Consider the following 26,992-nt stretch of genomic DNA (forward strand, 5'->3'; position numbering starts at 1 on the left):
AAGGAGGCAAGGGCCCGTGCGGCCCAGCCTTCACCTGGCGGGTTCTGCCTCAGCTGGGCATCAGCTGCGTCGGCTCGTCGCTGTGCAGCACGGTCTGGGCCCACGGACCCAGCTTGCGCGTGTCGCTGCGCAAGACTTCTTGCTTGACCGCCAGGATTTGCGAGGGGTGCATGGAGAAGCTGCGCAGCCCCAGGCCCAGCAGCAAACGGGTCATGCTCACATCCCCCGCCATTTCACCGCACACGCTGACCTCTTTGCCCAGGGCGCGGCAAGCGTCCAGGGTATCGGCTACCAGCTGAAGCACCGCAGGGTGCAGGGGGTCATACAGGTGGGCCACCGACTCGTCGGCCCGGTCAATGGCCAAGGTGTACTGGATCAAATCGTTGGTGCCGATGGACAGGAAGTCGAAGTACTTCAGGAACATGCGCACCGACAAGGCGGCGGCCGGGATCTCGATCATGGCGCCCAACTGCAGGGGGCCGTAGACCTGCCCCAGGTTGTCCAGCTCGGCCCGCGCCAGGTCGATCTGGGCCAGGGCCTGACGGATCTCGCTGCCATGCGCCAGCATGGGTATCAAGAGCTTGACCTTGCCATGCGCGGCCGCCCGCAAAATGGCGCGCAACTGGGTGCGGAACATGGCCGGGTCGGCCAAGCTCCAGCGGATGGCACGCAGGCCCAGCGCAGGGTTCAGGTGGGCATCATCGCGGTGGGTGTGGTCCAGTGGCTTGTCGGCCCCCACGTCCACCGTGCGGATGGTGACGGGCAAGCCTTGCATGCCTTCCACCGCACGGCGGTAGGCCTGGTACTGCTCCTCTTCGCCAGGCAACTTGCCCTGGCGCCCCATGAACAGAAATTCGCTGCGGAACAAGCCCACGCCCAAAGCGCCCGCGGCCAGCGCCACGGGGGCGTCGTCGGGCATCTCGATGTTGGCCAACAACTCGACTTTTTCGCCATCCATGGTGACGGCCGGGGTGTGGCGCAGCCGGGACAGGCGTTGGCGCTCAAGTTCGCCCTGGCGCTGCTTGAAGCCGTACTCGGCCAGGATGATGGGCGAAGGGTCGACGATCATCACGCCGGCGTCGCCGTCGATGATGACCCAGTCGTCCTGGCGCACCAACTGGCTGGCACTGCGCGCGCCGACCACCGCCGGGATGTCCATGCTGCGCGCCACGATGGCGGTGTGCGAGGTTTTGCCCCCCACATCGGTGACAAAGCCAGCGAAAACGCTCTGCTTGAACTGCAGCATGTCGGCAGGCGACAAGTCATGCGCCACCAGCACCAAGGGCACGTCGACCGTGTCGTCCAGCAGCAATTCCTGTTGGGCGCGGCGCGGCGAAGGCGGCGGCGGCGAGACCGGCGATGCCGCCCCCTTCATGTGGCGCAGCACGCGCTCGACCACCTGCTCGAGGTCGGCCTTTCGCTCACGCAGGTACTCGTCCTCCATCTCATCGAACTGGCGGCCGATCAACTCCAACTGCGTGGTCAGCGCCCACTCGGCGTTGTACAGGCGTTCGGTCACCCAGTGCTTGACGCCCGAGGTCAGGGCCTCGTCCTGCAACAACATCAGATGCACGTCGAGCAAGGCCGTCAGCTCATGCGGCGCCTCGTTGGGGCCCATCTGGGCGACGCTTTGCTGAAGGCGCTGCAACTCGTCGACCACCGCATTGCGGGCCACGCGGATGCGGTCGATTTCGGCCGGTACCCGGGCAGGGTCGATAAAGTAATGCGCCACATCGATGCGGCTGGAGGCAACCAGCACGGCACGCCCAATGGCGATGCCACGGGCGACCGCGAGTCCATGGACGGTGAAGGTCATGCCGGGCTTCCTTGAGGGTGGATGAAACGGGACCGCAGCCCCAGTGGGCTCATTCGCCCTCGCCGAACTTGTCGGCGATCAAGGCCAACAAGGCGTCCATGGCCTCTTGTTCCTGCGGGCCGTCGGTCTCGAGTTGCACTTGGCTGCCAATGCCGGCAGCCAACATCATCACGCCCATGATGCTCTTGGCATTCACGCGGCGTTCACCTTTGGAAATCCAGACTTCGCTGGGAAAGCTGCCCGCCAATTTGGTGAGCTTGGCCGAGGCCCGCGCGTGCAGGCCGAGCTTATTGCTGATGGTCGTGGTGGTTTTGATCATTTTTTCTCCTCGCCTGGTTTTGCGGCGCCGTGATGGCCACCTGCAGCACGCCCTGCGTGCCCCCGACGACCGCGCGCGCCACCAGCGCATCCAAAGACTCGTGCCGGTACGTGACCGTGCGCAGCAGCATGGGCAGGTTGACGCCTGCGATCAGCCGCGAGTGCACGCCATCCACCAGACGCTGGGCGACGTTGCATGGGGTGGCGCCAAACACATCGGTCAGCACCAAGATGTCACGCGGCGCCAGGGTGGACATGGCAATGCGCGCCGTGGCCAGGGTTTCGTCGGGTGACAGATTGGGTTGCACATCCACCGCCACCACGTCGCGGTCGCAGTCCGGAAAGACATGCAGCGCGCACTGGCGCAGGGCGTGAGCCAGGGGGGCGTGGGCGATGATCAGGATGCTGTTGCTCATGGGGTCGGTACTCGCGTTGCATTATGGCTTTTCGCCAGCCTGAAATAGGCGTAGCTGAGGACAGAACAGAGCAGGAATACCCCCATGGCCGCCCTGAATGAGGCGCTTGAGGACCATCCCAGGCCGCCAAACAGGTCCACCCCCAGCCCGATGCCCCACTGCACGACAAACACCCCGGCGAACACCACCAGGTTGTAGGCCGACAGCGCCCGCCCCGCCAGCGCCGGCGGGAAGGCCATGGCCACTGCCGGTTGCGCCAATGAAACGAACGTGGACGTGACACAGAACAGGGCCCAGGCCCAGGCACCGGCCTGCTCGCCCAACAAGATGATCAAGGCCATCACCCCCAGGCTCACCGGCAGGCCATGGGTGATGAGGCGGTTCACTGTCCAGCCCCTGGCAAACAACCTGGGCGTCAACAGCCCCCAGGCCCAGAACGTGCAAAGCATGCACAGGTTGATGGCAAACAAGCCAGTGGCCGCCTCGGCCGGGCTGTAGCCCGCGACACGCACCATCCAGGGCCCAGCCCACAGCGTCTGCATGGCCACCATGCCGCCATAGCTGCAAAAGCCAATCGGCACCATGCGTCGAAAATAGGGGTGACGCCAGACCTCGGCATAGCCTGGTGCCACCTCGGCCTCGCCATCGGCAGCCACCGATGCCCGGGACCAGACCGGCACACGCCAGGCGATCAAGCCCATGGCCAAGACCGTCAAGGCAGCCAGCCCCCAAAACAGCGGACGCCAACCCACCCAGGGCAGGAGCAGTTGCACGGGCAAGGTCGAGGCCACCATGCCCAACGAACCCGTCATCAGCATCCACGAGTTGGCACGCAACTGGGCTTGAGGCGTGAGCCAACGTCTGAAGCCGGTCAAAGGGGCCATCAAACAGGCACTCACCCCCACACCGCACAAGACCCGAGCCGCCATCAAGGCCGTGAAACTGGTGGCCACGGAGAAAGCCACACACCCCAGCACCGCTACCGCCAAGAAGCAAAGAATCACCTTGCGCGGACCATGGCGGTCGAGCCAAGTGCCCAATGGCAACTGGGTCGCGGCAAAGCCCAAGAAGTAGCCCCCCGCCAGCAAGCCCAGATCACGCGCTTGCAAGGCAAATTCCTGCGTCAGCAGGGGTGACAGCGTGGCCGTGACGGCGCGGATCAGCGCTGACAGAAAGTACGCACAGGCAAAGGAAAAAAAGACAACAATGGCCGCCCCACGGGGCAAAGGATGGTGCACTGCAACCTCACTGAAAACGCAGACTGTCGAGCCAGGTCTGCGCCGGCTCGGCGGGCACCTTGGGTGCGTAAAAAGCGGCCTGAAACAGGCGCGTGCCCTGGGGGCCGACCTGAGCAAACCAAGCCAACTGAGCCTGTACCGGGCTGCCATCGGATCGTCGCCCCTGCACCCGTTGGCGCACGGACTGTGGCACGACCAAGGCGCCAGGAGGCACAAAGGCTTGCGTCACATCGCCCCCTGACGCCGCCCCCAAATGCTGCAAGGTCACCGCGCGCCACTGCGCCAAGGCTTCCCCCACCGGCAGGCCTGTTGGCCAAGGCATGTGCGACAGCGCCAGCAAGGCGTCGCCAGTCTCGCACCCAACCATGCTCATCTCCACCGACTGCCCCGCCAAGGACACACTGCGCTGGCCCCGGTCGGGCTTGCAGGGCAGCATCAGGGACAAAGACGCCTCCTCGACCCGCAACTCCCGCCAATTGAAGGCGGGGCTGCAGCCTCCCAAGGCCAGGCCAGCGAGGCAAATGATGACCCCCCAAGACCTGGCGCTCCCCCGCCCCTGGCGAGGGCTTGTCTTTGTCAATAATGAACTCATGCCATCATTATCTGGTTGCCACCACAATGGTGCATGGGCCTTCCATGGGGGGAGTCCCCGCCAACCGAGATCAGGACCTTTTTTGCATGGCTGACTTTCTTCTTGTTCACGGCGCCTGGCATGGTGCCTGGTGCTGGCGTCACGTCACTGAAGGCTTGATCCGAGCGGGTCACCGCGCCCACGCGGTGACCCTCACGGGGGTGGGTGAACGGGCCCACCTGATGTCCGCCAACATCACCTTGGAAACGCACATCGCGGATGTGGTGCATGCGCTGGAGGCCGAAGAGCTTCAGGACGTGGTCCTGGCCGTGCACTCTTATGCCGGGATGCTCGGTACAGCTGTGGCCGACCGCATGCCCCAAAGGCTCAAGCACCTGGTTTACGTCGATGCGGTGGTGCCCAAAGTGGGCGAGAGTTGGAGCAGCACCCATGCCCGCGCCACCCGCGAGGCGCGCCTGGCAGCCGCCCAACAAGATGCCCACTACAGCTTTCCAGCACCCGATCCTGCGGTTTTTGGCCTGGATGCCGAGCGCCACGCCTGGGTCAAGCGACGTCAGACACCCCATCCGGGGCATACCTATGAAGCGCCCTTGCAGTTCGACCCACAACGCGTGGCCTCAGTCCCCAGGACCTTCATCGATTGCACCCAGCCCCCACTGGCGACCATCGACGTGATCCGTACGCGGGTACGCGACGCCCGCTTCTGGGATGGCGCCTGGTTACCCGGGGCCCGCTGTGTCGATTTGGCCACTGGCCACGACCCCATGGTCAGCGCCCCTGAAGCCTTGATCGAGCTGCTGTTGGGCTGCGCCGACGGTGCCCGCTGAGTGAGGCAACTCCTGCGAACATGTTCGCCGTTCGATCCACAAGTGATACAAAATGACACTTTTCGGCTCGAATGACTTTTCGACAGGAAATTGCCCCATGACCCCGCCTGCCCAACCAGGGTGTCTTTGAACGCTCCCATGGCCCTCCCCTCTGACTCTGTCCGCCCCGACGGGCGCCCCACCTCACCCGGCGCCACGCCCTCGCCCCGCCCGGAATACCTGCTGGCTGGGTCGATTGGCGCCGAGTTGTCGGGGCCACTGCTGGAGATGGAGCACATCGTTCAGCACCTGCTGGGCACCGGCAAACTCTCACGCCAGCAAGTGACTGCCTTGATGGCCTCCCTGGGCACCGCCCGGCGCATCGCCACCCAAAGCCAATTGTTGGATCGCTTGGCGCACAGCCCGATCCGGCAGTCACATGAGCAAGTCGCCCTGGATGCCCGACTGCGCCAGGCGCTCGCAGACAACGCAGGCCTGCTGCAAAGCCGTGCGGTGGATTTGGTCCACCGCCTGCAACCGGTGGAGGTGTTGATCGATCCCGGGCTGTTGGAGACCCTGCTGCACGCAGCGCTGTCTTGGATGGCCCGTCCTGGTTACCGGCTCACGGTCACACTGGAACTGCCCAGTTGGCCACCGCATGGGCTGCTGAGTTTCAAGGCCCGCCCCACCGTGTCTGACTCCAGCCCCCACAGCGCCCACCAGCCTGAGCCCTATCGCTTGAGCTGGTGGCTGTTGGTCGAGGCCGCCGCCCATGCCCAGATTCCCATTCAGCACAACGAATCCAACCAGCAACTGACGCTGAGCCTGGAATTCAAACGCACCGTGCAGCAACTCGGGCAAAGCGTGCCGATGGAGCTGCAAGGCAGCCCCGATTCGTCCTGGTCCAGCAGCCATGCGCGCGGGCTGACCAGCCCGCGCCTGCTGCTGGTGACGGCTGACATCGGCCTGCAGGAAGACGTCGAACAGATCTGCGCCGCCAGCGGCTTGCAAGTCGACACGGTGATCAGCGCCGAGCGGGCCCGCCGCGCCTGTGACGGCGACCGCCCGCAGATGTTGATTGTGGACCAGCGGCTGAACTGCGAAGCCCTGGACACCTTGCGCCAGACCTTGCTCACCCATGACAGCCGGTTTCCGACGGTGGAGATCACCGCAGAACAGCACACGCTGACCATGGCCAGCTGGATGGATGGCGCCGTGGTCCGCATCAGTCGCGGCAGTTTGCACGCGCAGCTGCCCGCCGTGTTGGTTCGCGATCTGGGCAAGTCCGATTGACGCGCCGTTGGAACAACAGGCCATGGCACGGGTCAGTCGAGAGATCTCCGGCCATGGCCCGATCAGTTGACGACCATCAATTGACCGGCCTACCGAACTTTTGTAAGCGCGCCGACTCCACCCCAGAGACGTCTTGAAGGCGCCTCCCTGCCGGGCCCGCACCACCTTCGTGAGCCCGGCGAGGGCTTCGAATTACACTCAAGACTTGTGTGGAGATCCCCTTGACTGCAAAAACAACATCGCTGGCCCTCGCGGCCGCTGCGGGTCTGGCCTTGGCGGTGGGTGCCTTTTGGTGGAGCACCCAGGCCACGCCAGCGCCTGAATCGACCTTCGTGCTGCTCGATGGCAGCCGCGAAACGAGCGCCAGCCTGCAAGGCAAGGTCACGCTGGTCAACTTCTGGGCCACCAGTTGCACCACCTGCGTCGCAGAGATGCCGAAGATCATCGCCACCTACGACAAGTACCAAAGCAAGGGCTACAACACACTGGCGGTGGCCATGAGCTACGACCCCCCAGCCTATGTGGTGAACTTTGCTCAAACCCGCAAATTGCCCTTCCAAGTCGCGATCGACAACACGGGCCAGATTGCCAAAGCCTGGGGTGAGGTCCAACTCACACCGACGTCCTACCTGGTCGACAAAAAGGGGCACATCGTCAAGCGCTACATCGGTGAACCCAACTTCACAGAACTGCATCAGCTGATTGAGAAGTTGCTGGCCCAGACCTGATCACGCCCCCAGACCTGGCGCGGAAGTGGCCCGTGACCACCCACCGGCCCCGTCCATGCTCTCACTGAGCTGTGCGTCGATAATGTCGCCAACTTTGTAGCCCCTCCTTGCCGTGACCCCGACCGACGTTCAGATCACCCTCCCGACCAGCCAGGTCGAGTTGATGCAGGTGCGCGAAATCTTCCGCGAGTACGCCGACAGCCTGGCGGTCGATCTGTGCTTCCAGAACTTTGAGCACGAACTGGCCCACCTGCCAGGTGACTATGCCGCGCCCCGCGGCACCTTGCTGCTGGCTCTGGTGGATGGGGAGGTTGCAGGCTGCTGCGCCCTGCGCCCCTTGGATGCCGCCGATTACCCCAATGCCGCTGAGATGAAGCGGCTTTACGTGCGCAAGGCATTCCGACGCTTTGGTTTGGGCAGGCAACTGGCAGAAGCTGTGCTGGATGCGGCTCGGCAAGCCGGATACGCCAGCGTGTTGCTGGACACCCTCGACGACATGGAGTCCGCACGGGCCCTGTATGCGGAACTCGGGTTTGAAGAGATTCCCCCCTACTACCACAACCCAATTGCGGGTTCGCACTACCTGAAGGCCGACCTGTTCTGACCCGGCCTTGCGTCCAACCGATCGGACTCGGGCATGAAAAAAGCGGTGCCACCCACAGATGGACACCGCTTGAGCGGGGTACCTGAAGCACCCCTTGGCGATCAGGCCTTGGCTTGGGCCAGCAAGGTGGCTGCGTCGCTGACTTCGAACTTGCCCGGGCCTTCCACATTCAGGCTGACCACGGTGCCGTCCTTGACGAGCATCGAGTAACGGTTGCTGCGCACACCCATGCCGCGGCCCGTCAGGTCCAACGTCAGGCCAGTGGCTTTGGCGAAGTCGGCGCTGCCGTCGCCCAGCATGCGCACCTTGCCATCGGTCTTTTGATCACGGGCCCAGGCGCCCATGACGAAGGCGTCGTTAACGCTCAGGCACCAGATCTCATCCACACCCGCTGCCTTGAACGCTTCGGCGTGTTCCACGTAACCTGGCACATGCTTGGCCGAGCAGGTCGGCGTGAAAGCGCCCGGCAATGCAAACAAGGCAATGGTTTTACCCGCCGTGGCCTTGGCCACATCCACCGCATTGGGGCCGATGCTGCAACCTTCGCCCTCCACTTCAGAGTATTCCATCAGGGTGGTAGAGGGCAGCTTGTCGCCAACTTTGATCATGTGTGCTCCTTGAACAGCGGGGGTGAACAGGCCTGAGCGAAAAACCGAGGCCCAAAAAGAAAAACGACCCACATTGTGGGTCGTTTCTCAGGGGCTTGTCGCCAAAGTCGGTGAAGACTTAAACGATGGAGGCCTTTTGAACCAGACGGGTTGCAACCCAGTTCTTGGTCTTGGAGATCGGACGACTTTCCGTGATCTCGATCACATCGCCCAGCTTGTAGTCGCCATTTTCATCATGGGCGTGGTACTTGCTCGACTTACCGACGATCTTGCCGTAGAGCTCGTGCTTCACACGGCGCTCGATCAGCACGGTCACGGTCTTGCTACGCTTTGCGCTGACAACCTTGCCAATCAAGGTGCGCTTGAGGGATTTTTTAGCTTCCGTCATGTGGGCTCCTTACTTGGCGGCTTGCTTTTCAGCAAGGATGGTCTTAGCACGTGCGATGTCACGACGGGTCGTGCGCAGCGTAGACGTGTTGTTGAGTTGTTGCGTGGCTTTTTGCATACGCAGACCGAAGTGGGCCTTTTGCAAGGACTTCACTTCAGCTTCCAGGCCGGCAACGTCTTTTTGGCGCAGTTCAGCAGCTTTCGTCATATCGATTTCTCCTGAATTACTGGCCGAGCAAGCGGGCCACGAACGTGGTACGCAGGGGCAGCTTTGCAGCGGCCAGACGGAACGCTTCACGGGCGAGTTCTTCGGGAACGCCCACGATTTCGTACAGCACCTTGCCGGGCTGAATTTCAGCCACGTAGTACTCCGGGTTACCCTTACCGTTACCCATACGCACTTCAGCAGGCTTTTGGGAAATTGGCTTGTCGGGGAACACGCGGATCCAGATGCGGCCGCCACGCTTCACGTGACGGGAGATTGCACGACGTGCAGCCTCGATCTGGCGGGCCGTCAAACGGCCACGGTCCGTGGACTTCAGGCCGAAGTCACCGAAAGCCACCGAGTTACCTCGGGTGGCAATACCGGTGTTGCGACCCTTTTGCTCCTTGCGGTATTTGCGGCGAGCAGGTTGCAGCATAGTTATTCTCCTTTACCGTCCGCTGCTGTAGCGGGCGCGGTGACCTTGCGGACGCGCTTAACGGCAGATTTAGCATCAGCACCACCGGCTTCAGCAGGCTTGTCGCTGCCATCGGCCGGAGCGGTGTTGCCACCGATCGGACGACGCGGACCACGACGGTCAGCACCGGGACGGTCGCCTGGGCGGCCATCACGACGCGGGCCACGCGGGCGACGCTCTTCTTCAGCACGGGGTTCAGTCACGGCGGGCAGATCGTTACGACCCAGCGTGTCACCCTTGTAAACCCAGACCTTGACGCCAATGACGCCGTAGGTGGTCTTGGCTTCAGAGAAGCCGTAGTCGATGTCGGCACGCAGGGTGTGAAGCGGCACGCGACCTTCGCGGTACCACTCGCAACGAGCGATTTCAATGCCGTTCAAACGACCCGACGACATGATCTTGATGCCCAGAGCGCCCAAACGCATGGCGTTTTGCATGGCGCGCTTCATGGCACGGCGGAACATGATGCGCTTTTCGAGCTGCTGGGTGATCGAGTCAGCGATCAGCTTGGCATCGATTTCAGGCTTGCGCACTTCTTCGATGTTCACAGCAACAGGCACGCCCAGGCGAGTAGCGAGTTCCTTCTTCAGGTTCTCGATGTCTTCGCCCTTCTTGCCGATCACGACGCCCGGACGAGCCGAGAAGATCGTGATGCGAGCGTTCTTGGCGGGGCGCTCGATCAGAATGCGCGACACAGCGGCATTCTTCAGCTTGGCCTTCAGGTACTCACGAACCTTGATGTCTTCAGCCAGCATGCCGGCGAAGTCACGGTTGCTCGCGTACCAGCGGCTGGCCCAGTTACGGCTGACCGCCAGGCGGAAGCCAGTAGGATGGATTTTCTGTCCCATATTTCTGACCAGCCTTTCAGTTGCCAACCGTCACGTACACATGGCACGTGGGTTTGCTGATGCGGTTGCCGCGACCCTTGGCGCGAGCGGTGAAACGCTTGAGCGTGGCACCTTGCTCAACGTAGATCGTCTTGACGCGGAGTTCGTCAATGTCGGCGCCGTCGTTGTGCTCGGCGTTGGCAATGGCAGATTCAAGAACCTTCTTGACGATGCCAGCAGCTTTTTTCTGCGTGAACGTCAGGATGTTCAGAGCCTGATCCACCTTCTTGCCACGGATCAGATCGGCGACCAGACGGCCCTTATCGACCGACAGACGGACGCCCCGGAGGACTGCACGTGTTTCCATGGTCATTCCTTATTTCTTCTGGACTTTTTTGTCCGCGGGGTGACCCTTGAAGGTGCGCGTCAGGGCGAATTCGCCCAGCTTGTGGCCCACCATCTGGTCAGTGACGTACACCGGCACGTGTTGCTTGCCGTTGTGAACGGCAATGGTCAGACCGATGAAATCGGGCAGAACCATGGAGCGACGCGACCAGGTCTTGATTGGCTTCTTGTCCTTGTTGGCAACGGCCTTTTCGACCTTGGCAACCAGGTGATGGTCAACAAACGGACCCTTTTTAAGAGAGCGAGTCATTTGTTACCCCTTACTTTTTACGGCGCGACACGATCATGACCTGAGTGCGCTTGTTGTTACGGGTACGGTAACCCTTGGTCAGATTGCCCCAAGGATCGACTGCGTGACGGCCTTCGCCGGTACGACCTTCACCACCACCGTGCGGGTGGTCGATCGGGTTCATGGCCACACCGCGAACGGTCGGGCGAATACCCATCCAGCGCTTCACACCGGCCTTGCCCAGTTGGCGCAGGCTGTGTTCTTCGTTGGCGACTTCACCAATGGTGGCGCGGCACTCGATGTGGATCTTGCGAACTTCACCGGAGCGCAGGCGAACCTGAGCGTAAACGCCTTCACGGGCCAACAGGGTGGCAGAGGAGCCAGCCGAGCGAGCAATTTGAGCGCCCTTACCGGGTTGCAGCTCAATCGCGTGAATGGTCGAACCCACCGGGATGTTGCGGATCGGCAGCGTGTTGCCAGCGCGGATCGGGGCTTCCGAACCGCTCAGCAGCGTAGCGCCAGCTTCCACACCACGGGGAGCAATGATGTAACGACGCTCGCCGTCGGCATAGCACAGCAGTGCAATGTGAGCCGTGCGGTTCGGATCGTATTCCACGCGTTCCACCTTGGCGGGGATGCCATCCTTGTTACGGATGAAATCGACCACGCGGTAGTGGTGCTTGTGGCCACCGCCCTTGTGACGGGTGGTGATGTGACCATTGTTGTTGCGGCCGGCCTTCTGGAATTGCGGTTCCAGCAGAGCAGCGTGCGGAGCACCCTTGTACAGGTGATCACGCGTCACCTTCACCACGGCACGTTGGCCAGGCGAGGTGGGTTTCATCTTAATGACAGCCATGATTACGCAGCCTCCCCAGAGAGGTTGAGTTCTTGACCGGGCTTCAGGGTCACATAAGCCTTGCGAACGTTGTCGCGGCGGCCGACGGACTTGCCAAAACGCTTGGTCTTGCCTTTGGTGTTGACCACAGACACGCCCTTGACTTCAACCTTGAACATCAATTCCACAGCGGCCTTGATTTCAAACTTGGTAGCGTCCTGCAGCACTTTGAACGTCACAGCATTGGACTTCTCGGCAACCATGGTGGCTTTTTCAGACACGATGGGAGCGACCAGAACTTGCATCAGACGGCCTTCGTCAAACTTCACGGTGCTCATGCGAACATCTCCTTGAGTTTGTCGATTGCGCCCTTGGTGACGAGCACTTTCTTGTAATGAACCAGCGACAGCGGATCAGCGTAACGGGCTTCGACGACGAGCACGTTGGGCAGATTGCGCGAAGCAAGGTACAGGTTTTCGTCGACTTCATCGGCAATCACCATCACCGATTCAAGGTTCATGGCCTTGAACTTGTCAGCCAACAGCTTGGTCTTGGGAGCGTCCACCTTGAGGGTGTCCACCACAGCCAGGCGGCCTTCGCGAACCAGTTGCGAGAAGATCGAAGCCATACCAGCGCGGTACATCTTCTTGTTGATCTTCTGGCTGAAGTTTTCGTTCGGCAGGTTCGGGAAAATACGACCGCCCCCACGCCACAGAGGCGAGGAAGTCATACCAGCACGAGCGCGGCCGGTACCCTTTTGCTTGAAAGGCTTCTTGGTCGAGTGCTTGACTTGTTCACGGTCTTTTTGAGCGCGGGTGCCTTGACGGGCGTTGGCTTGATAAGCCACCACGATCTGGTGAATCAGGTCTTCGTTGTAATCACGACCGAACACGGTTTCAGGCACTTCGAACTTCGAAGCGGCTTGACCTTGGTCGTTCAGGAGTTCGAGCTGCATCAGTTCGCTCCTTTGGATGCTTTGACCTTGATGGCCGGACGCACCGTCACGAAGCCACCCTTGGAGCCCGGAACAGCGCCCTTGATCAAGAGCAGTTGGCGTGCTTCGTCGATGCGAATCACGTCGAGGTTTTGGGTGGTCACGAGGTCGACGCCGAGGTGGCCCGACATGCGCTTACCAGGAAACACGCGGCCCGGATCTTGCGCCATCGAGATGGAGCCCGGAACGTTGTGCGAACGGCTGTTACCGTGGGAAGCACGTTGCGAACCGAAGTGGTGACGCTTGATGGTGCCCGCGAAGCCCTTACCGATGGTCGTGCCTTGCACGTCCACTTTTTGGCCCACAGCGAACACAGCAGTCACGGGCACGTTGGCGCCAGCTTGGTACTGGGCTGCGGTGTCGGCCGTCACGCGGAATTCCTGGATGATTTCACCGGCTTCAACACCTGCCTTGGCAAGGTGGCCAGCGACGGGCTTGGTCACGCGCGATGCTTTGCGCGAGCCGAACGTCACCTGCAGGGCGACGTAGCCGTCATTCTCTTGGGATTTGACCTGGGTCACGCGGTTGTTGGACACATCCACCACCGTGACAGGGATTGCATCCCCATCATCAGTGAACAGACGCATCATGCCCACCTTGCGGCCCAGCAACCCGAGGGAGTTGCTCAGACTCATGTAGTTCTCCAAAACTTCCACCGCCGCGACTTCAATTGGCCACAGCGCTTGTATGTGAAAGAGAGTTAAAAAATTCCCGACTGCAAATACAGCCGAGCCCAAAAGTATAACGCGAACCTGCCTTTGGGGCAAGTCCGCATTATTTGGTCAACCAACACACCCGCTGACGCGGGTGGAGGAAGGTTTACTGCAGCTTGATTTCGACGTCGACGCCAGCAGGCAGGTCGAGCTTCATCAGAGCGTCAACCGTCTTGTCGGTCGGATCCACGATGTCCATCAGGCGTTGATGGGTGCGGATTTCGAACTGGTCACGGCTGGACTTGTTGACGTGGGGCGAACGCAGAATGTCGAAACGCTTCATGCGGGTCGGCAGGGGCACGGGACCCTTGACGATGGCGCCGGTGCGCTTGGCAGTGTCCACAATCTCAGCGGCCGATTGGTCGATGAGCTTGTAGTCGAATGCCTTCAGACGGATGCGGATCTTTTGCTTCGTGGACATGGTAATTCTCCAGTTTGATTTAAAGAATTACGCAATGATGGTGGCCACAACACCAGCACCCACGGTCTTGCCGCCTTCGCGGATGGCGAAGCGCAGACCTTCTTCCATGGCGATGGGGTTGATCAGCTTCACAGTGATCGACACGTTGTCACCAGGCATCACCATTTCCTTGTCGGCCGGCAGCTCGATGGCGCCAGTCACGTCAGTCGTACGGAAGTAGAACTGAGGACGGTAGTTGTTGAAGAACGGCGTGTGACGACCACCTTCGTCCTTGGACAGAACGTACACTTCGGCGGTGAAGTGGGTGTGGGGCTTGATCGAGCCGGGCTTGCACAGCACTTGACCACGCTCAACTTCTTCGCGCTTCGTGCCGCGCAGCAAGATACCAACGTTGTCGCCAGCTTGACCTTGGTCCAGCAGCTTGCGGAACATTTCCACGCCGGTGCAGGTGGTCTTCAGGGTGGGCTTGATACCGACGATTTCGATTTCTTCGCCAACCTTGATGATGCCGCGCTCGATACGGCCGGTCACCACGGTGCCGCGACCCGAGATCGAGAACACGTCTTCCACGGGCATCAGGAAAGCGCCGTCAACAGCACGTTCCGGGGTCGGGATGTAGGTGTCCAGGGCTTCGGCCAGCTTCATGATGGCGCCTTCGCCCAGCTCGCCCTTGTCGCCATCCAGCGCCAGACGTGCCGAACCCTTGATGATCGGGGTGTCGTCGCCAGGGAAGTCGTACTTGGACAGGAGTTCGCGAACTTCCATTTCCACCAGTTCCAGCAGCTCGGCGTCATCCACCAGGTCAGCCTTGTTCAGGAACACGATGATGTAGGGCACGCCCACTTGACGCGACAGCAGGATGTGTTCGCGGGTTTGGGGCATCGGGCCGTCAGCAGCCGAGCACACCAAGATAGCGCCGTCCATTTGAGCGGCGCCGGTGATCATGTTCTTCACATAGTCAGCGTGGCCGGGGCAGTCCACGTGAGCGTAGTGGCGGTTGGCCGTTTCGTACTCAACGTGAGCGGTGTTGATGGTAATACCGCGGGCCTTTTCTTCGGGCGCTGCGTCGATCTGGTCGTAAGCCTTGGCTTCGCCGCCGAACTTGGCTGCCAGAACGGTTGCGATAGCAGCCGTCAGCGTGGTCTTGCCGTGGTCAACGTGACCGATGGTGCCGACGTTTACGTGCGGCTTGGTACGTTCAAACTTGCCTTTTGCCATTTTCAATTCTCCAAAAAGAGCATTCCCGTGTGTGGTTTTACGTCTGCATCCGGTTGCTGATTCCTCTCGCACGGGAACAAGAGGGCACCGAATCGCAGACAAAAAGAGGAAACCCCGAGGCCTGCCAGCAGGCTCGGGGTGGGCGTCAATTACTTGGCGCGGGCAGCCACGATGGCTTCAGCCACGTTACGCGGTGCTTCGCTGTAGTGCTTGAATTCCATCGTGTAGGTGGCGCGACCTTGCGACATCGAGCGCAGGGTGGTCGAGTAGCCGAACATTTCCGACAGCGGAACTTCAGCCTTGATGGCCTTGCCGCCGCCGACCATGTCGTCCATGCCTTGAACCATGCCGCGACGCGAGGACAGATCGCCCATCACGTTACCAGCGTAGTCTTCCGGCGTTTCGACTTCCACAGCCATCATGGGCTCCAGGATCACCGGGCTGGCCTTGCGGCAGCCTTCCTTGAAACCAAAGATAGCGGCCATCTTGAACGCGTTTTCGTTCGAGTCCACATCGTGGTACGAACCGAAGGTCAGGGTGACCTTGACGTCGACCACCGGGTAGCCAGCCAACACGCCGTTGTTCAGGGCTTCGATCACACCCTTCTCAACTGCGGGGATGTATTCGCGAGGCACCACACCGCCCTTGATGGCGTCGACGAACTCGAAGCCCTTGCCGACTTCGTTGGGTTCGACGGTGAACACCACGTGACCGTATTGGCCCTTACCACCGGACTGACGAACGAACTTGCCTTCGACGTCGACCACTTGCTTGCGAATGGTTTCGCGGTAAGCCACTTGGGGCTTGCCCACGTTGGCTTCCACACCGAATTCACGCTTCATGCGGTCAACGATGATTTCCAAGTGCAGCTCGCCCATGCCGGCGATGATGGTTTGACCCGATTCTTCGTCGGTGTTGACGCGGAACGAAGGATCTTCCGAAGCCAGACGTTGCAGCGCAATGCCCATCTTTTCTTGGTCGGCCTTGGTCTTGGGTTCCACGGCCTGGCGAATCACCGGCTCCGGGAAGACCATGCGTTCCAGCATGACGATGTCATCGGGATCGCACAGGGTTTCGCCGGTGGTCACATCCTTCAGGCCCACGCAAGCAGCGATGTCGCCGGCGCGGATTTCGTCCGTTTCTTGACGCTCGTTGGCGTGCATCTGAACGATACGGCCAATGCGCTCCTTGCGGCCCTTGACCGGGTTGTACACGGTGTCGCCCTTGCTCAGAACGCCCGAGTAAACGCGCACGAAGGTCAGCTGACCCACGAACGGATCGGTCATCAGCTTGAATGCCAGAGCCGAGAACTTTTCGTTGTCGTCGGCCTTGCGGCTGACCGGCTGCTCGGACTCATCGGTGCCGGTGACCGGGGGAATGTCCACCGGGGAGGGCATGAGTTCGATCACGGCGTCCAGCATGCGCTGAACACCCTTGTTCTTGAAGGCGGTACCGCACAGCATCGGCTGGATTTCGCAGGCGATGGCGCGGGTGCGCAGACCGTGGGTGATTTCTTCTTCGGTCAGGTCACCTTCTTCAAGGTACTTGTTCATCAGCTCTTCCGACGATTCGGCAGCTGCTTCGACCATCTTCTCGCGCCATTCCTTGGCGGTTTCCACCAGGTCAGCCGGGATTTCTTCGAAGGTGAACTTCATGCCTTGCGAAGCTTCGTCCCAGATGATGGCCTTCATCTTGCGCAGGTCCACAACGCCCTTGAAGTTTTCTTCAGCGCCGATGGGGATCACGATGGGCACGGGGTTGGCCTTCAGGCGCAGCTTCATCTGGTCCACGACCTTGAAGAAGTTGGCACCGGTGCGGTCCATCTTGTTCACAAAGGCCAGACGCGGCACTTTGTACTTGTTGGCCTGACGCCACACGGTTTCCGACTGGGGCTGAACGCCGCCCACAGCGCAGTAAACCATGCAAGCACCGTCCAGCACGCGCATGGAACGTTCCACTTCAATGGTGAAGTCCACGTGGCCGGGGGTGTCGATGATGTTGATGCGGTGCTCGGGGAAAGACATGTCCATGCCCTTCCAGAAGCAGGTCGTGGCAGCCGACGTGATCGTGATGCCGCGTTCCTGCTCCTGCTCCATCCAGTCCATGGTGGCTGCGCCATCATGCACTTCACCGATCTTGTGGTTCACACCGGTATAGAACAGGATACGCTCGGTCGTGGTGGTCTTACCGGCGTCGATGTGAGCGGAAATACCGATGTTGCGGTAGCGCTCGATGGGGGTCTTGCGGGACATGGAATTTCTCCGTTAATCGCTAAGAGCCCGCACAAGGGCGGGCTCTACAACGCGAGGGGATTGAGTTGTTTTTAGAAGCGGAAGTGGCTGAAAGCCTTGTTGGCTTCGGCCATGCGGTGAACTTCATCACGCTTCTTCATGGCACCACCACGGCCTTCAGTGGCTTCGAGCAGTTCGTTGGCCAGACGTTGGGCCATCGACTTCTCACCGCGCTTGCGAGCGGCTTCCTTGATCCAGCGCATGGACAGAGCCAGACGACGGACCGGGCGCACTTCCACCGGCACTTGGTAGTTGGCACCGCCAACGCGGCGGGACTTCACTTCCACCATGGGCTTCACGTTGTTGATGGCAACGGTGAAGGCTTCCAGAGCGTCCTTATCGGGATGCTTCTTGGCGATCAGTTCCAGGGCACCGTAAATGATGCGTTCTGCAACAGCTTTCTTGCCGCCTTCCATGATCACGTTCATGAATTTGGACAGCTCGACATTACCGAACTTCGGGTCCGGCAGGATTTCACGTTTAGGGACTTCGCGACGACGTGGCATTTCTTCACCTCTATGCTTCAGTTGGCACCATTGCAGGTACCGCGAGTGCCATGGGGCATCTCACTTACTCGACCCAGCGCCAACACGGCACCTTTCGGGTCACTACGTTTGCACCGCCAGCCAGGCGATTCAAACACCGATGTTTTTCAAAGCCATGACGCTTTGCGGCAACAATGAAACCGCGACCTGGCAGAAAACTGCTTAGGCCTTCTTCGGGCGCTTGGCGCCGTACTTGGAGCGCGACTGCTTGCGGTCTTTCACGCCTTGCAAGTCGAGCGAGCCACGCACGATGTGGTAACGCACACCGGGCAAGTCCTTGACACGACCGCCGCGAACCAGCACGACGCTGTGTTCTTGCAGGTTGTGGCCTTCACCGCCGATGTAGGAAATGACCTCAAAACCGTTGGTCAGGCGCACCTTGGCGACCTTACGCAGAGCGGAGTTAGGCTTCTTAGGCGTCGTGGTGTACACGCGAGTGCACACGCCACGGCGCTGAGGAGAGTTTTGCATCGCGGGGCTCTTGGACTTGGTCTTTTCGACCTCGCGCCCCTGACGCACGAGCTGGTTGATGGTTGGCATGAAACGTCCCTAAACGTTTAAAAATTACAAAAACGCCGACAAATTCGGCTACACACCCGTGACACGCGAGATCCGTGGCAGACCCTAAAGCCCCCACGCCGCCCGAGAACGCCTATCAAAACGCTCCCAAACACTTTTCTTGCGTGAATGTGTATCCCTTCGGAAATTCCGAAAAGCCTTCTACTGTAGCAGGACAGCCCCTTGAGGGCAAGCCCTGCTTGACAGCGCGAGGCAGGCATGGCGCCACGCCACACCCCGCCGCCCCCGGAGTTACTTGATCCAAAGCCGGATCGAGTCCCAGGCGCGGCCCATGAGCCCTGCCTGCGCGACGCCGTCCAGCGCCAGCAAAGGCAGCTCCAACAGGGGCTGGTCGGCCAACGTCACCTTCAAGGTACCCAGGGCTTGGCCTTGGGTGAAGGGGGCGACCAGCGGATCTGGGCGGGTGACCTGGGTTTGCACCTTGCTGGCACTGCCCGCAGGCACCGCCACAACGATGGCTTCATTGCGGCCCAGGCGCGCGGTGCTGGTCTGCCCCTTCCAGACAGCCGGGGTGACCACCGCCTGGCCAGCGTCAAACAGCTTGACCGCCTCGTAGGCCGTGTAGCCCCAGTTCAGCAGCTTCTGGCTTTCATTGGCGCGGGCGTTCTCGCTGCTGGTGCCCAGCACGATGGTCAGCAAGCGGCGCGAGCCCACCAGCGGAAAGTCGCGCTTGGCCGTGGCGATCAAACAATAGCCCGCCGCGTTGGTGTGCCCCGTCTTCAGGCCATCGACCGAAGGGTCACGGAACAACAGCAGGTTGCGGTTGCTGGCATTGGTGGCCGGCGTTCCTTCGTAGCGGTATTGCTTGATGGCGTAGTAGGCGATGTACTCCGGGAAGTCTTGCATCAGGCGAGTGGCCAGGATGCTCAGGTCGCGCGCAGTCGTGGTGTGACCGGGCTCGGTCAGGCCCTCGGGGTTGCGGTAGCCCGTGTTTTTCATGCCCAGTGCCTTGGCTTGGGCATTCATCATTTCAATGAAGCGCTCGGCCGTGCCACCCACGCCTTCGGCGAGTGCCATGGTGGCATCGTTGCCTGACTGCACGATCATGCCCTTGATCAGGTCTTCCACCGGCACCTGCATCTTGGGGTCAATGAACATGCGCGAGCCCGGCATCTTCCAGGCGCGCTCGCTCACCGGCAAGCGCTGCTTGAGATCAAGCTTCTTGGATTTGAGAGCGTCAAACACCAGGTAGGCACTCATCAATTTGGTCAGCGATGCGGGCTCGACTTGGCTGTCGATGTCCTTTTCCGCCAGGATCTGGTGCGCCGTGACGTCCAGCAACAAGTAGGATTTGGCCGCGATTTCGGGCACTTGCGGCGTCTGCGCCGACACCGTGAGCGTGGCCGCCAAGGAGAGAGACGCCAGCAGCGTCTTGAAGAAACGTTTCATGTCGGAAGACCGTGGGAACAGAGAGCAAAAAAAGAAGCGGCGCGCCCTGTCAGGACCGCACCGCCAGTGCAACACAAGGCCTGCCGTCGGACTTGCACGAGACGCACAAAGTTCAACCAGCGCAGACCATGCAGCCCCACGCCTCAGGGGCGCAGGTGCCGCAGCACGCAGTTTTTCAACAACGGCAATTGTCCGTGAAAGAAATGCCCCACACCGGGGACCACCGTGACCGGCAAGGCCTGGGGCCGTGCCCAATCCAGCACCGCGCTCAATGGCACGGTGTCGTCCTGCTCGCCATGCAGGACCAGAGTGTGCTCATGGGCGGCCTCAGGCAACGCAGCCACCTGAAAGCGCGAGGCTGCCGTGCCCACCAAAACCACGCGTTGCACCTCACGGGCGGCCCATTGGGCCTGCAACGCATGGCTGGCAACATACGCACCAAACGAAAAGCCCGCGATGGCAATCGGCCCCTCGGCCGCCTGCTCACTCAAAACCGCCAGAAAGTCGTCAACCTCCCCCCGCCCCTCGTCCCATGCGCCCGCGCTGCCGCCCACGCCTCGGAAGTTGAAACGCACGGCGTCCCAACCGCTCTGCACAAAGGCCCGGGCCAGGGTCTGCACCACCTTGTTGTCCATGGTGCCGCCGAACAGCGGGTGGGGGTGGGCGATCACGGCCACGCCCCGGCGGGTTTCGCCCTCACTCAAGGCAGCGGCGTCGCGCAGGCCCTCGATGCGACCGGCTGGTCCCTGCAAGTCAAATTTCAAAGTCTGTGCGTTCACAGCAAAAGTTCCTGGGGCGAACGCCGGGAAGGCGGCGCTTGAAGAAAGAGAGAAAAAACCCTTCGCCGCGTCCCACGCAGCGATGGAGTGACGGCGATGAGGCTCAGCGCCCCAGGTGCGCCGGGGTCAGCAAGCGCTCGACCACCTGACCGTTCTTGAGGTGCGATTCGACGATTTCGTCAATGTCGCTGGCATCCACATAGGTGTACCAAACTGCCTCGGGGTACACCACGGCGACCGGCCCGCCGGCACAGCGGTCCAGGCAGCCCGCCTTGTTGACGCGCACCTTGCCAGGGCCTGCCAAGCCAGCGGCCTTGACCTGGGCCTTGCAGCGCTCAAAGCCTTCCTGGGCTCGGTGGTTGGCGCAACTGTCTTCGCCATTGCTGCGCTCATTGAGGCAAAAGAAGACATGCCGCTCGTAATACGAAGTCGACGGCGTGGCCGCTGCGGGACGGGGGGAATCGGGTGTGGGTTCGGACATGGCTCAATTCTAGGAGCCCGACGCGCCCAGTGCCTCAGAAGACGCCACTTCCCGACGCGACAGACGATGCACCAAGTACACCAGCACCGCGAACGGCCACAGCCAACCCACCCACTGGGCCAAGCCATGGAAACGGATGAAACGTCCCTGCTCCCAGGTCTGCAGCGTCTGCGCAAAGTACGCACTGGTGGGCGACTGGTTGAGCACCGACAAGTGAATGCCCAAGGCCAGCAAGCACAAAGTGGCGCAGCCTCGCCGGCTGAGCCACAGCATGGACACCGCCAGCAGCAAGGCCAGCAGCAGGCCCAATTGCACAGGCAGGCTGAGCCAACTCCAAGCGTGGCTGGGACCATAGCTCAAGGCCGCAGACAAGGCCGTGGTGCCCAAACCGACCGCCAAGGCGAGCACCAACCAGGCCAGCCGACGCGGCACCGACCGGATGATGCTGTAACCCAGCAAGCAAGGCACCAAGGCGCCCAAGGCCACGCACAGCAACTCTGCGCTGGGAATCAAGGGTTGCAGTTCCACATCACGCACCGGCAGCCAATCGAGCAAAGGCGTGTCAGCCAACCAATCGGCCAAGCCATCCTCGACCCGTTCCATGACCTGCCCCAAACCCAGCGGCACAGCCGCAGGGAACAGCAGACCAACAGGCCACAGCGCCAGCAAGACCAAGGCATCGCGCGCATCAGGCATGAACCAACGCGCCCGGAATCGGCTCCAGCGATCCAGCGCACCGAGTTTCTCCAGCCCCCAAGCCAGCACCGCGCCCAGTCCGCCACCCAGCCCGTTGAGCACCAGATCCACATTCGAGGGCACACGAGAAGGCAGGTAACTTTGCAAGGCCTCCAGGCCCAGAGACAGCAAAAAGGCAGCGATCCAAGCCCGCAGCACAGGCCGAGAGCGCCCCGTGCGCAAACCGCCCAAGGTGATCAAAAAACCCAGAGGCCCATAGCCCACGGCATTGGACAGCACATCAAAGCCCGTCCAATACTGCGGCAGCGCAGCACTCAAAAATGCAAGGGGTGAGATGCCCTGGGTGCGCCACTCGCCAAACGGGTAGAGGCTGGCATAAACAATCAGCGCGGCATAGAAAAGCGCCAGCGGCCAGGCGGAGCTTTTGTGTTCGGACACAACACCAGCCCCATGCCTCAGAAGGGCTTGACCACCACAAGCACCACCGCAATCAAGAGCAAGACCACCGGAACTTCATTGAACCAGCGGAACCACACATGGCTGCGACGGCTTTGGCCTGAAACCAGCTTGCCCAGCAGCCGCGCGCAAGCATGGTGGTAGCCCACAGCCAGCAGGACCACCAAGAGCTTGGCATGCATCCAGCCGTTGCCCGGGCCTCGACCAATGCCGTAGCCCAGCCACAGCACCGCACCCAAGACCAAGGCGGGCACGGCCAACAGGGTGGTGAAACGCAGGAGTTTGCGCGCCATCAGCAGCAAACGCTCACGTTCGGCAATGGAGCCTTCTTGCACCAGAGCCAAGTTGACAAAAATCCGAGGCAGGTAGAACAAGCCGGCAAACCAGCTGGCCACGAAGACGATGTGTAGGGCTTTGATCCAGAGCATGGCCTCAGTGTAGGGCCTGAACAGGCCCAGGCAAGTCGCGTGGTGCCATGCCCCCAAGAAGCACGCGTTCGCCCAGGGGCAAAAAAAAACCCAGCCATCGGGCTGGGTTAGGAAGCCTTTTTGCTGTCACACATCAAGGCACCCGCTCAGGGAGGAAAAGCGGGGAGCAGCAAGCTGCCCAGACGTAATTTAGCAAAGTGAGGAAGTGATTTCAAGAAAAAAATGCAGGTTTACTCGTTGGAACAGTAAAAAATAGACATTTTTTTAAGATTCAATCGATCACTTTGAAAATCAACTGATATTTGTGATCAATTCAGTGCAGCACCTCACTTACCGGTCTGGACGCGATGAGGCACAATTTTCGGATGAGCACACCCCTCCTCCACCCCACGCCCTTCCCCGCCAACCGCCCGCGCCGCCTGCGCCGCGATGAGTTCACCCGCAATTTGGTGCGGGAACACCGCCTGAACGCGCACGACCTGATCTACCCGGTGTTCGTGCATGAAGGCCAGAACCGGCGCGAAGCGGTGGGCTCCATGCCCGGCGTGGAGCGGCTCAGCCTGGACCTGCTGCTGCGCCAGGCCGAAACCTGCGCCCAGTTGGGCATTCCAGTGATGGCCTTGTTCCCGGTCATCGACAGCGCCCTGAAGACGCCTGACGGCAAGGAAGCACTGAACCCAGACGGCCTGATCCCGCGCGTGGTGCAAGCCCTCAAGCGCGAGGTGCCCGAACTGGGCATCATGACCGACGTGGCGCTCGACCCCTACACCAGCCACGGCCAAGACGGCCTGCTCGACGACAACGGCTACATCCTCAACGACGAAACCACCGAAGTGCTGGTCGGCCAAGCTTTGGTGCAAGCCCAGGCGGGTGTCGACATCGTGGCGCCCAGCGACATGATGGACGGCCGCATCGGTGCCATCCGCGAACAACTGGAGGCCCAAGGCCTGATCCACACCCGCATCATGGCTTACAGCGCCAAGTACGCCAGCGCCTTCTACGGCCCCTTCCGTGACGCCGTCGGCTCCGCCGCCAACCTGGGCAAGAGCAACAAAAAGGTCTACCAAATGGACCCGGGCAACAGCGACGAGGCCCTGCGCGAAGTGGCGATGGACCTGGCCGAAGGCGCCGACATGGTGATGGTCAAGCCGGGCATGCCCTACCTGGACATCGTGCGCCGGGTCAAGGACCAGTTCCATGTGCCCACCTTCGCTTACCAAGTCAGCGGCGAGTACGCCATGATCAAAGCCGCCGCCCAAAACGGCTGGTTGGACCACGACGCGGTGATGCTGGAAAGCCTGCTGGCCTTCAAGCGCGCCGGCGCCGATGGCGTGCTGACCTACTTCGCCATCGACGCGGCCCGCGCCCTGCAAAAGGCCTGATGAACCCAGCGGCGGGCCCAGCCCGCCCTGGCCTGAGCACCGCACCGGACACCCCATGCGCATCTTCACCATCCAGGGATCGAACATCTCGGAAACCGACACCCTGCCCACGCAGGTGCCGGACAAAGGCTATGTGTGGATGGCCTGTGCCCGCTCGGAATTTGAGCAGCAGCAGGGGCTGATCCAGGCCTCACTGCTGGCCCTGACCGGCATCCAGCTGGTGGACCTGCACATCTCGGATCTGCTCAATGCCCAACTGCCCTCGCACTACGACTACACCTCGCAGTACGACCTGCTGGTGTTCCGCCGCCTCGCCACCCGTGGCAGCGAAGCCGGCGCCCGCCCAGACGCCAGCACCAACCCCAACAGCCTGCTTCGGGGCGGCCCGCCGGTGCTGCACCGCATCGACACCAGCCCGGTGGGCTTTGCCTTGTTTGACCAAGTCCTGCTGACCGTGCACCCCGCCGATTGCTCGGTGCGCGAGGCCTTTGCCGCGCGCCTGTTGAATGCCGCCAGCGCCGAGGCGCGGCCCAACGGTGCGCGCCTGCCCGCCAGCCCAGCCGACCTGATGCTGCGCGTGGTCAACCAGATGGTGGACGGCTACTTGGAGCTGCGCCGCGAACTGACGCGCCAGCTGGACCACTGGCAAAGCGCCCTGCTCAAGCCTGGCACCCGCTTCAACAACTGGAACGCCTTGCTGCAAGCCCGCCTGGCCCTGCACCACCTGGACGAGATTTGCGAAGACCAGCGCGCGGCGGTGCAAGACTGGATCGACGCCCTGGAAACCTGGCCCGACGCTCAGACGCTGGCCGAGCAACGCGAGCGCGACCTGCTCAAAGTGCGCAGCCGCGACGTGCTGGAACACATCGAGCGCGTGGTGCACCATGTGCGCCGCCTGGAGCAAAGTGCCGAAACGGCGGTGCAGATGCACTTTTCGGCGCAGAGCAACCGCACCAACGACATCATGCGCACGCTGACGGCGCTGACCGCCGTGTTCCTGCCCCTGAACCTGATCGCAGGCATCTTCGGCATGAACTTCGAATTCATCCCCTTGATACACCGGCAAAGTGGCTTTTGGTGGGCCATGGGAAGCATGGGCTTGATCGCCCTGGCGCTGATCCTGGTCTTCTGGCGCAAGCAGTACCTGGCCCGCACCCAGCGCTGACGCGGGCGGGCTGCGCCTCAGGCGCGTGGCAAGCCGTGCTCGCGCTCCAGCACATCGGCCACCAGCTCCAGGCGCAGGAAAGGGTTGTCCAGCGCCATCAGCTGCTGCTTCTGAACCGCCAACAAGGGCAGCAACTCACACCAGCGGTTGGCCAGCCAACCGCAGTCTTGCAGTTGGTAAGGTGCGCGCACGGGCAGATCGGCCTGGCTCAAGCCCTGGCGCGCGGCCTCTTCGGCCCATTGGGTCAGCACGTCCTGCATCGCACGCGAGACGTGCTGCAAATCGTCCGGCACTGCGACTGGCGCATCGGGCGCCAGCTGCTCGGCCACCTGCCCCACCCACAAGCCGTGGGTCAGCCGCTGGGAGCCCCCCAGCCGGAAGCGCTGCCCCCCCTCGCAACGGATGCGCAAGAGGCCCGACTGCGGACGCTCCAGCGCCACGATGTGCGCCAACGTGCCGACCGGGGCGAAGGCCTCACCCGAAGCGCCGTCCGGCGCCCCTTGCACCTCCTGGCCCTGGGTCAGGGTGACCACGCCAAAAGGCAGGCCCTCACGGTGGCAGCGACCCACCATGTCGAGGTAGCGCACCTCGAAAATCTGCAGCGGCAAGGTCCCGCCCGGGAACAGCACGGTCTGCAGCGGAAACAGCGGCAGCACCTCGTCAGCAGACCAACTCATGGCCGTCCCTCGCTGCGCGGCGACAGGAAAAGCGCAGCGCCGTTGTCCCAAGCCACGCGCCGGGCCACTTCCTGGGGCAGGCCGCCAAGCCAGCGCCGGTAGCCCTGCATCAACTCGTCGTACTGCTGCCAACGGCCATTGACCCAGGTGTCGGAACCAATCAAGAAACGCGTTGGGTACTTGAGGATCAAGGCCCGCCAGGCCGGGCACAACTGCCCGTCAGCGCAAGTCAGGCCAGGCCGGTAGGACAGTTCACCCAGCAACCGGGGGTAACGGGCGAACAAGGCGTCGACCCGTTCGGGTGAACTGCCACCGATCCCGGTGTGTGCCCAGATCAGTTGCAAAGCCTGCCCCCCAGAAGGCGTGGCCGCCATCAGCAGGTCAATGGCCACATCGTCGACATGGGCCAGCACCGTCATGCGTTCAGCTTCGGCCCAGGCCATCAGCTTGACGGCCACCGGCCCCCGCGCGTTGGCGCTGTCATACAGATGGAACTCACCAATGCCCCGATAGGGCCCCGCGGCAGTGCCGCGCGCGTACTCCGCGCGCACCATCTCAAAAATCGACTCGTCGCGAAACCAGTTGTCGTAATCGGCGCGCTGACGGTAAAGGCGGATGAAGGGCACGACCTGAATGCCCGCCTCGCGCATCGGTGCGTGCTCGGCCAGGGTCAGGGTACCGGCGTTCGGGCGCGAATTGGCCAGCACAGCCTGCACGCCATTGCGGCGCAGGCGATCCACCACGTCGGAGGGCGGGTGGGGGCCGTGGCGGCCGTCCCAGGCCTCGGTGTTGTAGTGCAGGTGGGCGTCGAACAAAGGCCCCCGGTAGGGCGCGGGCTCCGCTGCGCCCGCCAGCCCAGAGAGCAGGGCCAGGGCACCGACCGCCGCGCGGGCCCAGCGCCGCCACAGCCCAGGGCACCCCTCAACACCTCGTGGGGAGCTGAACTCAGACACCGTCATGGCAAGACCTCATCCCAGAAAAGGGGCCCTGGGCCCG

The 26,992-nt window shown here is 61.9% G+C and carries 34 protein-coding genes; 6 read left to right on the forward strand and 28 right to left on the reverse strand.

The features are described 5' to 3' along the window. Positions 1-49: 49 nt before the first annotated feature. The 5 genes from ptsP to PSQ39_RS03765 are packed head-to-tail and all read right to left on the reverse strand — an operon-like array spanning position 50 to position 4,233. Positions 50-1,816 (reverse strand): phosphoenolpyruvate--protein phosphotransferase, encoded by a 1,767-nt coding sequence (ptsP, locus tag PSQ39_RS03745; protein ID WP_273925262.1) that lies wholly within the window; start codon positions 1,814-1,816, stop codon positions 50-52. A 49-nt stretch (positions 1,817-1,865) separates the two neighbouring features. Beyond that, a complete protein-coding gene (locus PSQ39_RS03750) occupies positions 1,866-2,135 on the reverse strand; it encodes an HPr family phosphocarrier protein (RefSeq protein WP_273925263.1) in 270 nt (89 codons plus the stop codon). Beyond that, positions 2,104-2,550 carry a PTS sugar transporter subunit IIA gene (locus tag PSQ39_RS03755; protein WP_273925264.1) on the reverse strand — a complete coding sequence of 149 codons (447 nt, stop codon included), beginning with the start codon at positions 2,548-2,550 and terminating at the stop codon, positions 2,104-2,106. The genes PSQ39_RS03750 and PSQ39_RS03755 overlap by 32 nt, the downstream gene beginning before the upstream one ends. Beyond that, positions 2,547-3,788 (reverse strand): MFS transporter, encoded by a 1,242-nt coding sequence (locus PSQ39_RS03760; RefSeq protein ID WP_273925265.1) that lies wholly within the window; start codon positions 3,786-3,788, stop codon positions 2,547-2,549. Before PSQ39_RS03760 ends, PSQ39_RS03755 begins: the two co-directional genes overlap by 4 nt. Before the next feature lie 7 nt (positions 3,789-3,795). After that, positions 3,796-4,233: a hypothetical protein gene (locus tag PSQ39_RS03765; RefSeq protein ID WP_409241977.1), complete on the reverse strand. Its 438-nt coding sequence runs from the start codon at positions 4,231-4,233 to the stop codon at positions 3,796-3,798. A 233-nt stretch (positions 4,234-4,466) separates the two neighbouring features. On the opposite strand from PSQ39_RS03765, the gene PSQ39_RS03770 reads away from it, so the two are divergent. From PSQ39_RS03770 to PSQ39_RS03785, 4 genes are all read left to right on the forward strand, one after another. Beyond that, complete coding sequence (locus PSQ39_RS03770; RefSeq protein WP_273925267.1) at positions 4,467-5,207, forward strand: alpha/beta fold hydrolase; 741 nt, start codon at positions 4,467-4,469, stop codon at positions 5,205-5,207. A gap of 138 nt (positions 5,208-5,345) precedes the next feature. Next, positions 5,346-6,479, forward strand: a complete 1,134-nt coding sequence (locus tag PSQ39_RS03775) for a hypothetical protein (RefSeq protein WP_273925268.1) — start codon at positions 5,346-5,348, stop codon at positions 6,477-6,479. 221 nt (positions 6,480-6,700) lie between these two features. Beyond that, on the forward strand, positions 6,701-7,207 hold the full coding sequence (locus PSQ39_RS03780) for a TlpA family protein disulfide reductase (RefSeq protein WP_409241978.1): 507 nt from the start codon (positions 6,701-6,703) through the stop codon (positions 7,205-7,207). A 163-nt stretch (positions 7,208-7,370) separates the two neighbouring features. Then, complete coding sequence (locus PSQ39_RS03785; protein WP_273925627.1) at positions 7,371-7,811, forward strand: GNAT family N-acetyltransferase; 441 nt, start codon at positions 7,371-7,373, stop codon at positions 7,809-7,811. A 101-nt stretch (positions 7,812-7,912) separates the two neighbouring features. On the opposite strand, the gene PSQ39_RS03790 is transcribed toward PSQ39_RS03785, so the two are convergent. The 21 genes from PSQ39_RS03790 to PSQ39_RS03890 form a co-directional block, all read right to left on the reverse strand. Continuing rightward, positions 7,913-8,419: a peroxiredoxin gene (locus PSQ39_RS03790; protein ID WP_273925270.1), complete on the reverse strand. Its 507-nt coding sequence runs from the start codon at positions 8,417-8,419 to the stop codon at positions 7,913-7,915. 118 nt (positions 8,420-8,537) lie between these two features. After that, positions 8,538-8,807: a 30S ribosomal protein S17 gene (rpsQ, locus tag PSQ39_RS03795; protein WP_273925271.1), complete on the reverse strand. Its 270-nt coding sequence runs from the start codon at positions 8,805-8,807 to the stop codon at positions 8,538-8,540. A 9-nt stretch (positions 8,808-8,816) separates the two neighbouring features. Next, entirely contained in the window at positions 8,817-9,014 is a 198-nt protein-coding gene (gene rpmC / locus PSQ39_RS03800) for a 50S ribosomal protein L29 (protein ID WP_273925273.1), read from the reverse strand. 16 nt (positions 9,015-9,030) lie between these two features. Next, the gene (gene rplP, locus PSQ39_RS03805) at positions 9,031-9,447 is read right to left on the reverse strand and encodes a 50S ribosomal protein L16 (RefSeq protein ID WP_273925274.1); all 417 of its coding nucleotides are present in this window, start codon (positions 9,445-9,447) and stop codon (positions 9,031-9,033) included. A 2-nt stretch (positions 9,448-9,449) separates the two neighbouring features. Continuing rightward, positions 9,450-10,334 carry a 30S ribosomal protein S3 gene (rpsC, locus tag PSQ39_RS03810; RefSeq protein WP_273925276.1) on the reverse strand — a complete coding sequence of 295 codons (885 nt, stop codon included), beginning with the start codon at positions 10,332-10,334 and terminating at the stop codon, positions 9,450-9,452. Between the two features lie 16 nt (positions 10,335-10,350). Beyond that, entirely contained in the window at positions 10,351-10,680 is a 330-nt protein-coding gene (rplV, locus tag PSQ39_RS03815) for a 50S ribosomal protein L22 (protein WP_019575642.1), read from the reverse strand. A gap of 9 nt (positions 10,681-10,689) precedes the next feature. Continuing rightward, entirely contained in the window at positions 10,690-10,968 is a 279-nt protein-coding gene (gene rpsS, locus PSQ39_RS03820; protein ID WP_273925279.1) for a 30S ribosomal protein S19, read from the reverse strand. A gap of 10 nt (positions 10,969-10,978) precedes the next feature. Further along, positions 10,979-11,803, reverse strand: coding sequence for a 50S ribosomal protein L2 (rplB, locus tag PSQ39_RS03825; protein ID WP_273925280.1), 825 nt, complete (start codon positions 11,801-11,803; stop codon positions 10,979-10,981). Between the two features lie 2 nt (positions 11,804-11,805). Continuing rightward, positions 11,806-12,120 carry a 50S ribosomal protein L23 gene (rplW, locus tag PSQ39_RS03830; RefSeq protein WP_273925281.1) on the reverse strand — a complete coding sequence of 105 codons (315 nt, stop codon included), beginning with the start codon at positions 12,118-12,120 and terminating at the stop codon, positions 11,806-11,808. Beyond that, positions 12,117-12,737: a 50S ribosomal protein L4 gene (gene rplD, locus PSQ39_RS03835; protein ID WP_273925282.1), complete on the reverse strand. Its 621-nt coding sequence runs from the start codon at positions 12,735-12,737 to the stop codon at positions 12,117-12,119. Before rplD ends, rplW begins: the two co-directional genes overlap by 4 nt. Next, positions 12,737-13,411: a 50S ribosomal protein L3 gene (gene rplC / locus PSQ39_RS03840; protein ID WP_273925284.1), complete on the reverse strand. Its 675-nt coding sequence runs from the start codon at positions 13,409-13,411 to the stop codon at positions 12,737-12,739. Before rplC ends, rplD begins: the two co-directional genes overlap by 1 nt. Before the next feature lie 184 nt (positions 13,412-13,595). After that, on the reverse strand, positions 13,596-13,910 hold the full coding sequence (rpsJ, locus tag PSQ39_RS03845; RefSeq protein ID WP_137895643.1) for a 30S ribosomal protein S10: 315 nt from the start codon (positions 13,908-13,910) through the stop codon (positions 13,596-13,598). 27 nt (positions 13,911-13,937) lie between these two features. After that, positions 13,938-15,128 carry an elongation factor Tu gene (tuf, locus tag PSQ39_RS03850; RefSeq protein ID WP_273925132.1) on the reverse strand — a complete coding sequence of 397 codons (1,191 nt, stop codon included), beginning with the start codon at positions 15,126-15,128 and terminating at the stop codon, positions 13,938-13,940. Positions 15,129-15,277: 149 nt separating this feature from the next. Next, a complete protein-coding gene (gene fusA / locus PSQ39_RS03855) occupies positions 15,278-17,380 on the reverse strand; it encodes an elongation factor G (protein WP_273925287.1) in 2,103 nt (700 codons plus the stop codon). Positions 17,381-17,451: 71 nt separating this feature from the next. Further along, entirely contained in the window at positions 17,452-17,925 is a 474-nt protein-coding gene (gene rpsG / locus PSQ39_RS03860; RefSeq protein WP_273925288.1) for a 30S ribosomal protein S7, read from the reverse strand. Between the two features lie 201 nt (positions 17,926-18,126). Then, positions 18,127-18,504, reverse strand: a complete 378-nt coding sequence (rpsL, locus tag PSQ39_RS03865; RefSeq protein WP_017759704.1) for a 30S ribosomal protein S12 — start codon at positions 18,502-18,504, stop codon at positions 18,127-18,129. Between the two features lie 270 nt (positions 18,505-18,774). Further along, the gene (locus PSQ39_RS03870) at positions 18,775-19,932 is read right to left on the reverse strand and encodes a D-alanyl-D-alanine carboxypeptidase family protein (RefSeq protein ID WP_273925298.1); all 1,158 of its coding nucleotides are present in this window, start codon (positions 19,930-19,932) and stop codon (positions 18,775-18,777) included. Between the two features lie 143 nt (positions 19,933-20,075). Then, positions 20,076-20,711 carry an alpha/beta hydrolase gene (locus tag PSQ39_RS03875; protein WP_273925299.1) on the reverse strand — a complete coding sequence of 212 codons (636 nt, stop codon included), beginning with the start codon at positions 20,709-20,711 and terminating at the stop codon, positions 20,076-20,078. A 103-nt stretch (positions 20,712-20,814) separates the two neighbouring features. Next, on the reverse strand, positions 20,815-21,192 hold the full coding sequence (locus tag PSQ39_RS03880) for a (2Fe-2S) ferredoxin domain-containing protein (protein ID WP_273925301.1): 378 nt from the start codon (positions 21,190-21,192) through the stop codon (positions 20,815-20,817). A 9-nt stretch (positions 21,193-21,201) separates the two neighbouring features. Continuing rightward, a complete protein-coding gene (locus PSQ39_RS03885; protein ID WP_273925302.1) occupies positions 21,202-22,326 on the reverse strand; it encodes a VanZ family protein in 1,125 nt (374 codons plus the stop codon). 17 nt (positions 22,327-22,343) lie between these two features. Then, positions 22,344-22,772: a CopD family protein gene (locus PSQ39_RS03890; protein WP_273925304.1), complete on the reverse strand. Its 429-nt coding sequence runs from the start codon at positions 22,770-22,772 to the stop codon at positions 22,344-22,346. A 365-nt stretch (positions 22,773-23,137) separates the two neighbouring features. Here PSQ39_RS03890 and hemB point away from each other — a divergent pair, with 365 nt between their 5' ends. Together hemB and PSQ39_RS03900 are read left to right on the forward strand one after the other, a co-directional pair. Then, complete coding sequence (gene hemB / locus PSQ39_RS03895; RefSeq protein ID WP_273925306.1) at positions 23,138-24,154, forward strand: porphobilinogen synthase; 1,017 nt, start codon at positions 23,138-23,140, stop codon at positions 24,152-24,154. Positions 24,155-24,209: 55 nt separating this feature from the next. Continuing rightward, the gene (locus PSQ39_RS03900; protein ID WP_273925308.1) at positions 24,210-25,319 is read left to right on the forward strand and encodes a magnesium transporter CorA family protein; all 1,110 of its coding nucleotides are present in this window, start codon (positions 24,210-24,212) and stop codon (positions 25,317-25,319) included. Between the two features lie 17 nt (positions 25,320-25,336). Here the strand turns inward: PSQ39_RS03900 and PSQ39_RS03905 are convergent, their stop codons facing one another. Beyond that, a complete protein-coding gene (locus PSQ39_RS03905) occupies positions 25,337-25,996 on the reverse strand; it encodes an LON peptidase substrate-binding domain-containing protein (RefSeq protein WP_273925309.1) in 660 nt (219 codons plus the stop codon). Continuing rightward, a complete protein-coding gene (locus PSQ39_RS03910) occupies positions 25,993-26,955 on the reverse strand; it encodes an amidohydrolase (protein WP_273925311.1) in 963 nt (320 codons plus the stop codon). The genes PSQ39_RS03905 and PSQ39_RS03910 overlap by 4 nt, the downstream gene beginning before the upstream one ends. Between the last annotated feature and the right edge of the window lie 37 nt (positions 26,956-26,992).

The organism is Curvibacter microcysteis (assembly GCF_028649455.1).
GTDB lineage: Bacteria > Pseudomonadota > Gammaproteobacteria > Burkholderiales > Burkholderiaceae_C > Curvibacter > Curvibacter microcysteis.